At 65.8% G+C, this 13,276-nt stretch carries 13 protein-coding genes; 4 read left to right on the top strand and 9 right to left on the bottom strand.

Features of this window, described 5'->3' with window-relative positions; genetic code table 11:
• Nucleotides 1-243: 243 nt before the first annotated feature.
• Nucleotides 244-1,740 carry an aldehyde dehydrogenase family protein gene (locus tag BRSPCE3_RS14710; protein ID WP_244066518.1) on the bottom strand — a complete coding sequence of 499 codons (1,497 nt, stop codon included), beginning with the start codon at nucleotides 1,738-1,740 and terminating at the stop codon, nucleotides 244-246.
• Between the two features lie 193 nt (nucleotides 1,741-1,933).
• On the opposite strand from BRSPCE3_RS14710, the gene BRSPCE3_RS14705 reads away from it, so the two are divergent.
• Nucleotides 1,934-2,785: an SDR family oxidoreductase gene (locus BRSPCE3_RS14705; protein WP_244066517.1), complete on the top strand. Its 852-nt coding sequence runs from the start codon at nucleotides 1,934-1,936 to the stop codon at nucleotides 2,783-2,785.
• 82 nt (nucleotides 2,786-2,867) lie between these two features.
• Here the strand turns inward: BRSPCE3_RS14705 and BRSPCE3_RS14700 are convergent, their stop codons facing one another.
• Nucleotides 2,868-3,455, bottom strand: a complete 588-nt coding sequence (locus BRSPCE3_RS14700) for a TetR/AcrR family transcriptional regulator (protein WP_244066516.1) — start codon at nucleotides 3,453-3,455, stop codon at nucleotides 2,868-2,870.
• An 80-nt stretch (nucleotides 3,456-3,535) separates the two neighbouring features.
• Here BRSPCE3_RS14700 and BRSPCE3_RS14695 point away from each other — a divergent pair, with 80 nt between their 5' ends.
• A complete protein-coding gene (locus BRSPCE3_RS14695) occupies nucleotides 3,536-4,480 on the top strand; it encodes an NmrA family NAD(P)-binding protein (RefSeq protein ID WP_244066515.1) in 945 nt (314 codons plus the stop codon).
• A gap of 105 nt (nucleotides 4,481-4,585) precedes the next feature.
• Here BRSPCE3_RS14695 and BRSPCE3_RS14690 read toward each other — a convergent pair whose 3' ends face one another.
• The gene (locus BRSPCE3_RS14690) at nucleotides 4,586-4,966 is read right to left on the bottom strand and encodes a hypothetical protein (protein WP_244066514.1); all 381 of its coding nucleotides are present in this window, start codon (nucleotides 4,964-4,966) and stop codon (nucleotides 4,586-4,588) included.
• 347 nt (nucleotides 4,967-5,313) lie between these two features.
• Here BRSPCE3_RS14690 and BRSPCE3_RS14685 point away from each other — a divergent pair, with 347 nt between their 5' ends.
• Together BRSPCE3_RS14685 and BRSPCE3_RS14680 are read left to right on the top strand one after the other, a co-directional pair.
• Nucleotides 5,314-6,723 carry an aldehyde dehydrogenase family protein gene (locus tag BRSPCE3_RS14685; protein WP_244066513.1) on the top strand — a complete coding sequence of 470 codons (1,410 nt, stop codon included), beginning with the start codon at nucleotides 5,314-5,316 and terminating at the stop codon, nucleotides 6,721-6,723.
• A gap of 95 nt (nucleotides 6,724-6,818) precedes the next feature.
• Nucleotides 6,819-7,394: a DUF2478 domain-containing protein gene (locus tag BRSPCE3_RS14680; protein WP_244066512.1), complete on the top strand. Its 576-nt coding sequence runs from the start codon at nucleotides 6,819-6,821 to the stop codon at nucleotides 7,392-7,394.
• A 103-nt stretch (nucleotides 7,395-7,497) separates the two neighbouring features.
• Here the strand turns inward: BRSPCE3_RS14680 and BRSPCE3_RS14675 are convergent, their stop codons facing one another.
• From BRSPCE3_RS14675 to BRSPCE3_RS14650, 6 genes are all read right to left on the bottom strand, one after another.
• Nucleotides 7,498-7,704 carry a hypothetical protein gene (locus BRSPCE3_RS14675; RefSeq protein ID WP_244066511.1) on the bottom strand — a complete coding sequence of 69 codons (207 nt, stop codon included), beginning with the start codon at nucleotides 7,702-7,704 and terminating at the stop codon, nucleotides 7,498-7,500.
• 81 nt (nucleotides 7,705-7,785) lie between these two features.
• Nucleotides 7,786-8,781, bottom strand: coding sequence for a hypothetical protein (locus BRSPCE3_RS14670; protein WP_244066510.1), 996 nt, complete (start codon nucleotides 8,779-8,781; stop codon nucleotides 7,786-7,788).
• Nucleotides 8,778-9,899: a GNAT family N-acetyltransferase gene (locus BRSPCE3_RS14665; protein WP_244066509.1), complete on the bottom strand. Its 1,122-nt coding sequence runs from the start codon at nucleotides 9,897-9,899 to the stop codon at nucleotides 8,778-8,780. Before BRSPCE3_RS14665 ends, BRSPCE3_RS14670 begins: the two co-directional genes overlap by 4 nt.
• Nucleotides 9,896-11,095: a hypothetical protein gene (locus BRSPCE3_RS14660; protein ID WP_244066508.1), complete on the bottom strand. Its 1,200-nt coding sequence runs from the start codon at nucleotides 11,093-11,095 to the stop codon at nucleotides 9,896-9,898. Before BRSPCE3_RS14660 ends, BRSPCE3_RS14665 begins: the two co-directional genes overlap by 4 nt.
• Nucleotides 11,092-11,967 carry a ThiF family adenylyltransferase gene (locus tag BRSPCE3_RS14655; RefSeq protein WP_244066507.1) on the bottom strand — a complete coding sequence of 292 codons (876 nt, stop codon included), beginning with the start codon at nucleotides 11,965-11,967 and terminating at the stop codon, nucleotides 11,092-11,094. Before BRSPCE3_RS14655 ends, BRSPCE3_RS14660 begins: the two co-directional genes overlap by 4 nt.
• The gene (locus BRSPCE3_RS14650; protein ID WP_244066506.1) at nucleotides 11,964-13,019 is read right to left on the bottom strand and encodes a hypothetical protein; all 1,056 of its coding nucleotides are present in this window, start codon (nucleotides 13,017-13,019) and stop codon (nucleotides 11,964-11,966) included. Before BRSPCE3_RS14650 ends, BRSPCE3_RS14655 begins: the two co-directional genes overlap by 4 nt.
• Nucleotides 13,020-13,276 lie beyond the last annotated feature (257 nt).

The raw sequence follows: 13,276 nt of genomic DNA, 5'->3' as shown, positions 1-13,276 counted from the left end.
TCACTCCACGGCATGGACGGCCTCCCGAATCGGACCAATCCAGCCAAGTTGATGTGTCAGCTATGTCTCCGAACACCCGTCAGTGATCTGTCCGGGCTAAACAATGCGCGGGTGATGACGCTGAGCAAGCTGAGCAATCACCCCGTCATCTTGAGGAGCCCGCCAACGGCGGGCGTCTCGAAGGATGACTACAATGCCATCTGCGATTGCCCGCCGCAGGCGGCGAGAGGCAGGAAGCACCGGCTAGCCCGTCTTGATCCAGACCGCCTTGACGTTGAGATACTCCTCAACGTGCTGCTTGCCGGACTCGCGGCCGTAGCCGCTCATCTTGTAGCCGCCGAACGGCACCGCCGGATCCATCGCCTGGTAGCAATTGACCCAGACCGAGCCGGCGCGCAGCGCCTTGGCGACCTGGTGCGCCTTGCTGACATTGGTGGTCCAGACACCCGAGCCGAGGCCGAACGTGGTGGCGTTGGCGCGCTTGATCAGCTCGTCCGGGTCCTTGAACGAGATTGCCGAGATCACCGGGCCGAAGATCTCCTCCTGCGCAATGCGCATGTTGTCCTGCACATTGGCAAACACCGTCGGCTGCACGAAATAGCCCTTCGACAGCGCGCCTTCGGTGAGGCGGCCACCGCCGGCCAGCGCCTTGGCGCCTTCCTTCTGGCCGATGTCGAGATAGCCCGAAACGCGATCGAGCTGATCCTTCGACACCAAAGGTCCGATCTGGGTGTTCGGATCGAGGCCGTTGCCGACCTGCAGCTTCTTGCCGAACTCGGCGACGCGGCCGACGAATTCGTCATAGACCTTCTGTTCGACGAACAGCCTTGTGCCGGCGCTGCAGATCTGCCCGGAATTGGCGAACACCGCCATCGCGGCGCCCGGCACCGCCGCATCGAGATCGGCGTCGGCGAACACGATGTCCGGCGACTTGCCGCCGAGCTCGAGCGACACGCGCTTGAGGTTGCCGGCCGAGGCGCGGATGATCGACTGGCCCGTGATGTGCGAGCCGGTGAAGGCGACCTTGTCGACATCGGGATGATTGGCGAGCGCAGCACCTGCGGTCTCGCCATAGCCCGGCACGACGTTGACGACGCCGGGCGGAATGCCGGCCTCCATGCAGAGCTCGCCGATGCGCAGCGAGGTCAGCGGCGATTCCTCGGCCGGCTTCAGCACCACGGTGCAGCCGGTCGCGATCGCCGGGCCGATCTTCCAGATCGAGGCGGTCAGCGGCCCGTTCCAGGGGATGATGGCGCCGACCACGCCGATCGGCTCCTTCAGCGTGTAGGAGAAGATCTCGCCGGGCAGCGAGTTCTCGATGGTCTCGCCATGGATCGCGGTGGCCTGTCCCGCGTAGTAGCGCAGCATGCCGAGCGCGCGCAGTCTGTTGCCGCGGGTGCGGCTGATCGGCGCGCCCATGTCGAGCGTGTCGAGCTGGGACAGTTCCTCGAAATTGGCCTCGACGAGCTCGGCGAGCTTGAGCAGCATGTTCTGCCGCTCGAACGGCTTCACCTTGCTCCACGGCCCTTCGAAGGCACGGCGCGCCGCCGCGACCGCGCGGTTGATATCCTCGGCATCGCCCTCGGCGACGGTCGCGAGCAGTTCGCCGGTCGCGGGATTGTGCGTCTCGAATTTCTTGCCGGAGGCGGCGTCGACCCATTTGCCGTCGATCAGCATCTGCTTGTAGGAGCCATCGGCATAAGGATGGCGCGTGATCGGAATAGCCTGCGAAACAGCCATGTTTGCACTCCCTGTCAAATTGTCGGCTGAGGTCTTTTGGAGGCGTTATATCGGGGATTCTACAGCGCAGGCGCGAAACCGTAAAGCCGAGCAAGCGTTGTCGAGGACGGCACGCATGAAAACCTCCCATGCGAATGCGTGCATGGTACGATAGATTTTGAACGTCAGCCACAGATGTGTCCGGAGACGACAGATGCCCCACCCCGTGATATCAGCCAATCATGTTGCCGTGATCACCGGCGGCGCCTCCGGCATCGGACTTGCTGCCGCCTTGCGGTTTGCCGAGGCCGGCATGAAGGTCTGCATCGCCGATCTCGGCGATGACCGCCTGCAGGCGGCTGCGACAAAACTGTCATCTGCGGCACCGGGCGGCGCTGATGCCATCATGACCGCGGCGGTCGATGTCAGCCACGCCGACGCGGTCGCGAGCCTCGAGGGCGCGGTCGCGAAGAGATTCGGCGGCACCGACATCCTGATGAACAATGCCGGCATCCAGCCCGACAGCGCGATGTTCGGTCCCGCGGACAATTGGCAGCGCATCCTCGGCGTCAATCTGTGGGGCGTGATCAACGGCACGCAGGCGTTCGCGCCCAACATGATCAAGCGCGGCCGGCCGGGGCTGATCATCAACACCGGCTCCAAGCAGGGCATCACCACGCCGCCGGGCGATCCCGCCTACAACGTCTCCAAGGCCGGCGTGAAGGCGTTCACCGAAGCGCTGCAGCACGAGCTGCGCAACACCGACGGCTGCAAGCTCACGGCGCATCTGTTGATCCCGGGCTTCGTCTTTACCGGGCTGACCTCGCGCGGCCGCACCGAGAAGCCGGCTGCGGCATGGACATCCGAGCAGACGGTCGACTTCATGATCGAGCGGCTCGGCGCCGGCGACTTCTACATCCTCTGCCCCGACAACGACGTGCCGCGCGCGCTCGACGAACGCCGCATCCTGTGGGCCGCCGGCGACATCGTCGAGAACCGCCCGCCACTGTCGCGCTGGCATCCGGACTACGGCGATGCGTTCGCGGCGTTCGTGAAGGGGAAGTAATTACACCGTCAGTTGCGAAGAGCGAGGCGACGAAGCCAGTCATCGGGCGCGCATTCGCGCGGCCCGTTGGCTTGCACTGACGTCATGAGCCGCCGAGACGAGTGCCGGGCCAAACCGACATGGCGACGTCGATCATGCGATCGAGCATGCTCGGATCACCACCCACTTGCGGGAAGTTCAATACGGCCTGCAGCACACCGAGATAATACCAAGCCATAGCATCGATGTCGGTATCCTCGGCCAGCTCACCCGCCACCACGCCTTCACGCAGAATGCCTGCCAAAACGTCACGCTGACGCGCCGCAGCTGCCAGTGTGGCGGTCTGTCCTGCTTTGGATAGTGCCGAAATCTCGGCACAGCTTCGCCCGATCAGGCATCCCGCAGGCCGGGATCTGTCCGGCAAAAATGCGCGCAGCAACGCGCTCAGCCGCCCGCGCGCGGTATTGGCTTTGGCAGAGTTCATGCGCCGCAAGACGCGCTGCGTATAAGCTGCAAGGGCTTCCCGGAACAAGCCGTCTTTGTCCTGGAAGCGCTGATAGAGACTGGAGCGCGACAGGCCCGTGGCCTCTGTCAGATCGCTGATGGCAGCGGCCGCATAGCCGTTGCGCCAGAAAACCTCGATTGCCGCAGCGATCACGGCGACTTCATCGAATTGTGGCTTGCCGCTCATAAGCACCCCGCTTGACATCTTGGAACGATCGTTCCATGTATGTTGGATCGATCGTTCCAAGATACGAGGGAGATTTCGCTATGTCCAAGGAAATCCAAACGGTGTCGCACAAGCCGCGGATCGCGATCGCCGGTGCCACAGGTCGCGTCGGCTCGACGCTGGCCAGCCTCCTCGCTTCCGATCCGGTCGATATCACGGTGCTGACCCGGCGGCCCGACGCGCCTCAACTGCCCAAGGGTGCCAGCATCGCCGCTGTCGATTTCGATCAGCCGGATACGCTTCAGAACGCGCTTCGTGGTACCGATCGGCTGTTCGTTTCGCACGGTACGTCGCCACGGCAAGTGGCGAACGAGATCGCGTTGATCGACGCCGCCGTGGCTGCCGGCGTCCGCCATATTGTCAAGCTCTCCGCCTTGGGGCCGGCATCTCGCCTCAATCCTTTTGCCTGGCATATGCAAATCGAGGCACATCTGGCTCAGCAGCCGGTGGCGTCGACAGTCCTGCGGCCTTCGGCATACGTCGACATCCTCAAGCGCTCGGCTGATCAAATCGCCGCCGGCTCCTGGGCGGGCGCGGCTGGCGAGGGGAGCGTGAACTTCATCGATACCCGTGACGTCGCCAGCGTGGCACGCGTGGCACTGCTCGAGGAATTCAGCCCGGAGTCGCAGCGCGCCTATCATCTGACCGGGACACAGGCCTGGACCATGCCGCAGGTTGCTGAGCAACTGTCGAATTTGCTCGGCCACCCGGTCGTCTACAGCCATCGATCGACCGAGGAACAGCGAGCCACGCTGCTGGCGGACGGCCTCCCGCCTCTGGTCGCCGATTTGCTGGTCGGGCTGGACCAGATGTTTCGCGAATCCGCTCTCGGAGAGACCACCTCGACTGTCGAGCTATTGACCGGCAAGTCGCCGAGAACGCTGCCGCAATGGCTTGCCGAAAATATCGAGATCTTTCGGAACTCAACCCGGCACCGGGCCGGGGCTACGCCGGAGGCGCGCAAGGCAAGGGATGTAGATGCGTAGGATGGGTTGGCGAAACGTAACCCACCCTCTCGTCATTCCCCGGTGCGCGATCGCGCGCCCCGGAATGACGAAAGATTGAGTCCGGGCGGATGTCACCGCATCCAGCTAATTCGCCCGTACCCGCACCGGCGTCGCGGGCTGCGACACCAACGCTTCGCCGAGCTCGCTCTGCTGGGCGCGTGGGATCGAGAAGCAGACGCTGAAGCCGTCCGAGGTCTTCAGCGTCATCATGCCCTGGGCCGGATCGGTCGACTGCTCGATGATCCATGAGTCCAGCGGATAGGCGTAGCGCAGCGACTGGTCGCCGAAACGGGTCTGCAGCGCCTTACTGATCAGCCCGGGCAACGTCATGACCAGCGCGCCGACCTGGTTGATCGACAGGCGGATGGTTGCGGGCTCGCCCTTGCCGTCCACGAACCCGAGCGAAATCGCGCAGCCATCGGACGCGACTTCGCAGGTGGTGAGCTCCTGGGTTTCGATCTGCATGCGAGCACTCCGGATTATCGTTATATTCACTCCAATATATCGTGAAGACGACGAGCGTCCAGCCCCGACTATAGAGGCTGTTCCATCCGGCACGATCGCAGGCGGCGTTAGAATTGCTTGAAGCGCGCGCGGCTCCGGTTGACGCCGGGCCGGCAACGGCGAATTAATGGTCACAAAGGCGGGATCGAATTTCCGGCTGCATTTTCTTCGACGTTTTCTCGAGGGTTCAGGCGGCTCGGCAGTGCCGGGCGCGCAGCTTATGGCCGTGGCTTCCGTTCCGCAGCCGTGATATATGACAGGATATAGCGAGGCCCGAACGGCCCGTTTGACCAGGGAGAGCAAAGCCTATGAGCGATTACAGTCTTCTCATCGACGGCAAGATGGTACCCGGCGCCAGCACGATGCCGGTGCTCAATCCGGCGACCGAAGAGGTGGTGGCGCAGTGCCCGCGCGCCTCCAAGGAGCAGCTCGACCAGGCCGTCGCCGCCGCCAAGGCCGCCTACCCGGCCTGGGCCGCCACGCCGATGGAGGAGCGCCGCAAGCTCGTCATCAAGATGGCCGAGGCGATCGAGGCCAACGCCAACGAGCTCGCGCACATCCTGACCAGCGAACAGGGCAAGCCGCTCGCCGACGCCACCGGCGAGGTGATGGGCATGGCCGGTTTCTTCCGCTATCTCGGCTCGCTCGAGCTGCCGATGCGCGTGATCGAGAACTCCGGCGACCGCAAGGTCGAGGCCTATCGCCGCCCGCTCGGCGTGGTCGGCGCGATCATTCCCTGGAACTATCCGCTGCTGATCCTGGCATTCAAGCTGCCGTCGGCGCTGCTCGCCGGCAACACGCTGGTGGTGAAGCCTGCGCCCACCACGCCGCTGGCCTCGCTGCGCTTTGCCGAACTGGTCAAGGACATCCTGCCGAAGGGCGTGCTGAACTTCATCGCCGACGCCAACGATCTCGGCGATCACATGACCAAGCATCCTGACATCCGCAAGATCTCCTTCACCGGCTCGACCGCGACCGGCCAGAAGGTGATGGCGAGCGCATCGCAGACCCTGAAGCGGATCACGCTCGAGCTCGGCGGCAACGACGCCGGCATCGTGCTCGACGACGTCGATCCGAAGAAGGTCGCGCCCGGCATCTTCGAAGGCGCGTTCCAGAATTCCGGCCAGGTCTGTCTCGCCATCAAGCGGCTCTATGTGCACGAGTCGGTCTATGACGAAATCTGCAACGAGCTGGTCGCGATCGCCAAGAACACCGTGGTCGACGACGGCTCCAAGCAGGGCACCAAGCTCGGCCCGCTGCAGAACAAGATGCAGTACGAGAAGGTGAAGGCATTCCTCGAAGACGCGCACAAGAACGGCAAGGTGGTTGCCGGCGGCTCCGCGATGGATCGTCCCGGCTACTTCATCGAGCCGACCATCGTGCGCGACATCAAGGAGGGCTCGAAGCTGGTCGACGAGGAGCAATTCGGTCCGGTGCTGCCGCTGATCAAATATTCCGACAAGGATGACGTGATCCGCCGCGCCAATGCCACCACCTACGGCCTCGGCGCATCGGTGTGGTCGTCCGACATCAAGCGGGCGCATGAGATCGCGACCCAGATCGAGGCCGGCACGGTGTGGATCAACAAGCACCTCGACATGGCGCCGAACATTCCGTTCGGCGGCGCCAAGCAGTCGGGCATCGGCACCGAATTCGCCGAGGAAGGCCTCGCCGAATTCACCCAGCTGCAGATCATCAACGGCCCGCCGGCCGCCTGATCCCCAAAACATGCGGCCGCGACGCCTTGACGCCCCTCTTGGCCCCCCCTTGGCGCCGCGGCCGCCGTTCTCCCCCACAACGAACAGAGCCCATCATGTTCGACGCCCAATGCGACCTCGCCGCCCTGGTCTATGACGACAATGACGATCCCGACGCGATCCTGCGGGATTTCGCCGTCGAGCTGAAGGCGCAGGGCACCCGCGTGGTCGGCATGGTTCAGACGGGCCAATGCGCCGATTCCAGCCTGTCGGCGGTGCTGGTGCACAGCGGCGAGACGCTGCTGCTGGCGCAGCCGCCGGCACCGAGTGCTACAAGTTCTGGTGCCACCGGCTGCAAGCTCGATCTGTCGCGGCTGCAGGCCGCCGGCGCCCGTGTCGCTGACGCGCTCGCTGACGGCGCCGATCTCGTCATCATCAACCGCTTCGGCAAGCGCGAACGCGACGGCAAGGGCCTCGGCTTCGTGATCGAGCGCGCGCTCGATGCCGATATTCCGGTCGTGATCGCGGTGTCGCGGTCGAGCTTTGCGGACTGGATCACATTTGCCGGCGGCATGAGCGTGAAGCTCGCCTGCGACCGCCACGCGCTGGAGGCCTGGTGGCACAACGTCTCGCTGCGGACCGCGCGCCAGATCCCGCCGGATCACACCACAGTCTGCGAAGTGTTCAAGTAGGGTGCTTCGTGGGGCGGGTTACGCTCGGCCCCGACAGCTGCGGACTATCCCGTCACCCCCGCGCACAGGCTTCGCCTTTGCGCGGGGATGACGGAACCCTCGCTCAGAGCGTTTCCTGCTTTTGGTCGCAGTTCTTGCAGGTGAACTTGACGCGGGTCTGGCCCTTTTCCGCCTGCACCCGGTTCGGCGCGCCGCATTTGCCGCAGACCGCCTCGATCCGGGTCGTGCCCTGCTTGATGACCAGGTTCCGCTTTTCCATGGTCTCGCGGATCAGGCGCTCGGCCTCCTCGCGCAGCGATTGCTTCGACATCATCTCACCGGTCATTGGTTCGCGGGCGGCGTCATAGCACGACCCCGTGAAGCTTTGACAGCGGGGATTGCAGCTTATTTTTCAGACCACGAGCCGATCGACCGGCAGCCGGAAATGCCGCGGTTTCAACGGCTTTGGCGGCCGGCCGATGCGGAACACGTTGACGAGGCGCAGGTCGCCGCCAATCCTGCCGAGCTGCCGCAGCCGATCATTGAAGTCGGGGTGATCTGCCAGCGCCGAGATCGGGCACGCCGCAAAGCCAGCGCGGTCGATCTCGAGCCAGCAGCGGTAGAAATGCCGTCCCGTCGTGAGTGGATCCTCACCGACCGGACGACAGAACAGGACGATCGCCGAGGCCGACGCGGTCTTGGCGCCGTCCGACAGCAACGACGCGGCGATGCCGAGACGGTCGAGCGGTTTGAACAGGCCGCCGAGCACGTAGCGGGCGGCGGTGGCCTCGACCGCGTTCATGGCGAGCGCATCACGGTTGAGACCGTCCAGCAGATAATGCGGATGCTCGGGCGACAGCCGCATCCATGCCAGCAACTCAGCCCGATACGCGTCGCCGCGGACAAAGGAGAACTCGGCCTGGTCGGCCCAGCCGGCGATCTCGGCAATCGCCTGGCGATGACCGATGTAGATCAGATCGTCACGCGCGACGGCAAGTTGCGCCAACGGCGCGACATCGTCCGGCGACGCCACGAACCTGCCGCGCCACGACATGCGGTGCGCCACGTGATCCGCCAACGGATCCGGCGCGACACCTTGCCTGATCGCAAAGCTGCACAGCGCGGCAAATTGCGGTGACAGCGGTTGCTCGATCGTGGTCATGCCCGTGATGGCGAAGCCGCGGCGGTTGAGCGCAAGGCTCATGCCCTCCAGTGCCGCGCCGTGCGACACGAGCACATCATGCCCGGCGGGATCCGCGACCGGCGCCCGCACGGTGGTGTCGTCGACCAGCGCCAGTCGCCCGCCATCGACGAGGCGCCAGCGCGTCGGCTGGATGTTGTGGACGCTCGGCGCCAGCCGCGCCTCGGCGACCAGCTCGCGCAGCAAATCCGGCGACAGCTCGCTCATGCTGCGGCCAGCCTTTTGGTGAACAGATGCAGCCGGTGCAGCGGCGTGGCGCCGGCCTTCTCGACCTGGCGTAGCGACGGCGCGTTGATGTCAGCGATCCAGGTGCCGCCGAGCGTGCGGTAGCCGGCCTCTTGCAGCGCCAGCGCGGTGCGGTAGAGCATCGCGCCGTTGAGGCCGCGATTGTGCAGATCGCGGCAGACCGACTGATAGATCAGCACGGCGCGAGTGTTCATCATGCGGTGCGCCACGAATCTGAACGGCGCCGTCAGCCCGATCCGGCCGCCGACCGCCTTGATCAAGGGATTGAGATCGGGAATCGCGATGATCGCGCCGGCGGGCCGGCCGCGGTGATAGACCACGGTCGAAATCCGCTTGTCGATGATCCACATCATGTCGCCGGCCTGGAACAGATATTCGGCCGCGGTCGGCGGCACGAACATCGGATTGTCGGCGAAGCCGTCATTAAGGATCAGGCGCGCATCCTCCAGCCGCACCTTGAAGGCGGAACGCTTGATCGGCTGCCAGACGAAGTCCTTGTCGGCCAGCACCGCGCGCTGCTTGTCGCCGAGCAGTTGCTCCGGCCTGCCGCCGTCGAGCGCGATCTCGAACGTCGTCATCGGGAAGGTCGCCGCATAGCCGGTGCGCTCGAGATGCTGCGCGATATGCGGCGGCGACCACATCATGTCGGTGAACGGCGCGTGGTCGAAGCCGTCGGTCATCACCCCGATCTGCTGCATCGCAGTGAGATTGAAATTGCCGGCGACCCGGCTCATGCCGCGCGCCGACAGCCATTGCTCGGCGGCGCGCAGCAGCGCATCGGCCACTTCGACGTCGTCGATACAGTCGAAGAAGCCGAACGCGCCGTGGCGGGTGCCGTGCTTGCGGTTGGACGCATCGTGGATCGAGGCGGCGATGCGGCCGACCGGCTTTCCGTCGCGATGCGCCGAGAACAGCGCATAGCGGCCATGGCTTTCGGTGACGAACGGGTTCTTGGCGGAATCGAACATCCGGTCGAAATCGCTCCACAGCGGCGGCACATAGAGACTGTCGGGCCCATAGGCATTGAGCGCGGCGTCGAAGGCCGCCTTGCGATCACCCTCCCTGATCTCGGGCGTCATTTGGCCTCCGGGGTCAGCGCCAGCAGCCGCCGCACCAGCGCCAGCGCGGTTTCGGTGGCCGGATCGGCGGCGGTGACCGGCACGGCCAGCACGATCAGGTCGAGCGGATCATGCGCGAGCACGATCACATGAGTGGCGTTGTTGGCCGACATCAGCGAGACCATGCGCTCGGCGGCCGGGTCGGTCGGCGCCAGTCCCCACGGCGCGTCGGGCCTGCGCAGCACGCGCCGGGCCGACAGGAAATCGCGCAGCAGCGGCGGATCGTAAAGCGCGAGCTCGTCTTCGCGGAAGCGCCGCGCGCTCTCGAAGATCGGATGCCGCGCGAGCTCGGCGATCAGCTGCTCACGGGTCTGCGCCGGCGATGCCGCGACCGAATTGAGCACGCCGGGCTCCTGCGATTCGAACAGCGCACGCAGCGCATCCGTCATCAGCCCGATGGTCAGCACGCCGGCGATTGCGACGGCGACGAACCGGACCATCTGCGCGGCGTCGACGTCGGGCGCCATGAAGGCGGCGGCAAGCCCGAGCAGACCCGACGAGATCAGCCGCAGCGCCATCATCGCAAGGCCATGGCGGCGCGTCTCGGCGCCGCCGCCGGCGATCAGCATCACGGTCACGGTGAGCAGCGCTCCCAGCGCGCCGAGCCGGACCGGAATGTCCGGGAATAGCGTGCGGAAGTCGGTGAGGATGAACGGGATCACCACCAGCGCGCCGACCGCCATGCGGCCGATGCTGCGGTTTTCCGAAGCCATCAGCGCGGCGCGGTCGCGTGTTGCCAGCAGCAGCGCGCAGGTCGCAAAGCCAACCAGCTGGAACAGCGCCACCGCGACTGCATAAGGCATCGCAAAGCGCTGCAGCCCGAACAGGCCGCCGAGGCCGAGCAGGATGGCGCCCGCGAGCGCCGCGATCTTGACCGCGCGCGGCGCGTGCCGGCGCAGGATGCCTTCGGTGACGATCAGCGCGCCGAGCGGGATCAGCGCGGCCGGGATCACCGAGAGGCGGTCGAGCAGCCGGCTTCCGCTCCACCACGCAACGCCACGGTCGAGGAACAGGAGTGCGATCACGCCGAGCGCGAGCAGCAGGCGGCGGGTCAGCGGGCTCCTCGGATCGCGCCGGTAGAACGTCATCATCGCCACCACGACGCCGATGGCGCCGCAGAGATTGACGATGGAATCGGCGATCACCCCCGAGGTCATGCGGCGCCCGTCAATTGATCGATCGCCCGCCGCACCAGCGGGCGCATCAAGGCGGCCATCAGCGCATTGCGCGGCCGCTCGATCGCCGGCCGATGCGGGTTGAGGAACCAGCCGCGGCAATCGGTGCCGGACGTGCGCCCCAGGATCAGCGCGACCGCCTCATAGGCCATCAGCATGCCGGTCGAGATCACCATCGGCGCGAACGACATCCGGCTACGGCGCCCGGCGGCGACTTCGCCGGCGATCGCGAGATCGACATAGTTGCGCGACGAGGAGTGCAGCATCACGTGCTCGATCTCGGCGCGCATCGCGGCGCGGCGATCGTCCTCGGTGATCTCGGTCCAGTCCTTGGCCAGGGTCGGGAAGCCGAGGCGCTGCTCGGGCCGCGGATCATGCGGACGCACGACGATCACCGACGGCAGCGGCGACATGTAGGCGTCGATCACCGTTGCATCGGCCCGCTTGGCGGTCCGGTACAGATGCACGCCGGCGGCGATATCGTCCATGCCGTTGACGATGACCGGGCAGCGTGCGGCGATGCCGGCGAGCTCGCTGGTCCAGTTCTCACCGAGCACCTCGACCTCGATGGTCGGGTTGATGCGCTTGGCGGCTTCGGCGGCGACCGCCGCCTTCTCGCGGCCGACCTCGTCGGCGAAGGCGAACACCTGGCGGTTGAGGTTGGAGACTTCGAAGCGGTCGATGTCGGCAATCACGAACTTGCCGATGCCGGCGCGGGCCAGCGCCATGAAGGCGGCGCCGCCCATGCCGCCGACGCCGCAGACGAACACCCGCGCCTGGCGCAACAGCTGCTGCTCGTGCTCGTCGATGAAGCCGATGTTGCGGCCGGTGAACGAGTAATAGTCGAAGTTCATCGCACCGTCCCGTTATCCTGCCGGCGCGGGCGCAAGGTGCCGAAGGCGCGGCTGTCGTCCATCCAGTAGACCACCGGCAGCACCAGCCGCTGCAGCGCCAGCATCGCGGAGGCCGCGAGCAGCGCCGGCAGCGAGCCCGAGGGCACCTCGCTCATGACATAGCGGCGCGCGCCGGCGAGATCGATGCGGCCGATCTGCAGCACGTCGTCGCCGCGGCCGTAATCCAGCTCGCGTTCGCAAAATTCGTTGTAGATCGCGTCGCGATGCTTCGGCGCGATCTCAAAAGTCTTCTTCAGCGCGTCCGAGCCGCCGGTATAGGCATTGGTGATCACCGAACGCGCCTCGTCGAAGCCGGCCTCGTCGCCGACGCCGAACACCGCGCGATGCTTTGCCATGATGCCGCGCGCGAGCTGCAGATGCGCAAAGCTCTGCCGGGCACCCGGCTGCGGCGACGGAAACACGTCCGAGAAGGTGTCGCTGACCATGCCGACCACCGCCGGCACCTGGGTGACGTTGGAAATCCATTTCGGCCGCAACCCGTCGCGGGCGAACAGCACCAGCGCGGTGAGGCCATAGAGCACCCAGGACAGCCCTTGCCCGCGGACATCGGGATCGACCATCACGAGGCCGAGATGGGTCACTTCGGCCGGCTCACCGTCGAGCGGCACATCCATCACCGACAGCGCGTTGAAGGCGATCGGCCGTCCGGTGTCTTCCTCCGAGATCAAAGTGACGATGGCGCGCGACAGCCGCTCCGGCTCGCCGGAGAAGATGCCGTAGCTCAGGCTCTCCTCGGGCAATGTCTTCGCCGCGACGATGCGCAGCTGCGCGACCAGTACGTCGAGCTCGGCCTTCGGCAGCGACAGGCCGGGCGATTCGACGATGCGGGTGCGCTGGCCGGGCTGGGTGCGCAAGGTGAGATCGATGGTCGGCTGCGACAGCGCCTTCAGCCAGAAGCCGCCATGGCTGCGCAGGCCGTCAAAGGCCGCGCGCGCCTTTGCGAGGCTCCTGCCGCCGCGCGAAGCCGGCGGGCGATTGTCGGTGGACGCCATTTCTCTGTCCCTCGGGCGCGATCTCTGCATTCACCCCTGTTAAGGAGCCATGAGCGCAACCTGACGCTGTTGGCCGCAGGGTAAACAAGGCCTTCCGGAAACGGAACAAGTTGGTCGTAAGCGCCAGACAGCTTCATTGAGAGCAAAACGCGTGGCTGCAGAGCGCCAGCTCCTTCACCGTCACCCTGAGGTGCGAGCGCAGCGAGCCTCGAAGGGTCGACGGCCACCGGCCGGGCCGTGCATCCTTCGAGGCTCGC

This window comes from Bradyrhizobium sp. Ce-3, from assembly GCF_022835695.1.
In the GTDB taxonomy this organism is placed as follows: Bacteria; Pseudomonadota; Alphaproteobacteria; order Rhizobiales; family Xanthobacteraceae; genus Bradyrhizobium.
Note: the sequence above shows the minus strand (reverse complement) of the source record. Positions and strands in the feature narration are given on the sequence as shown.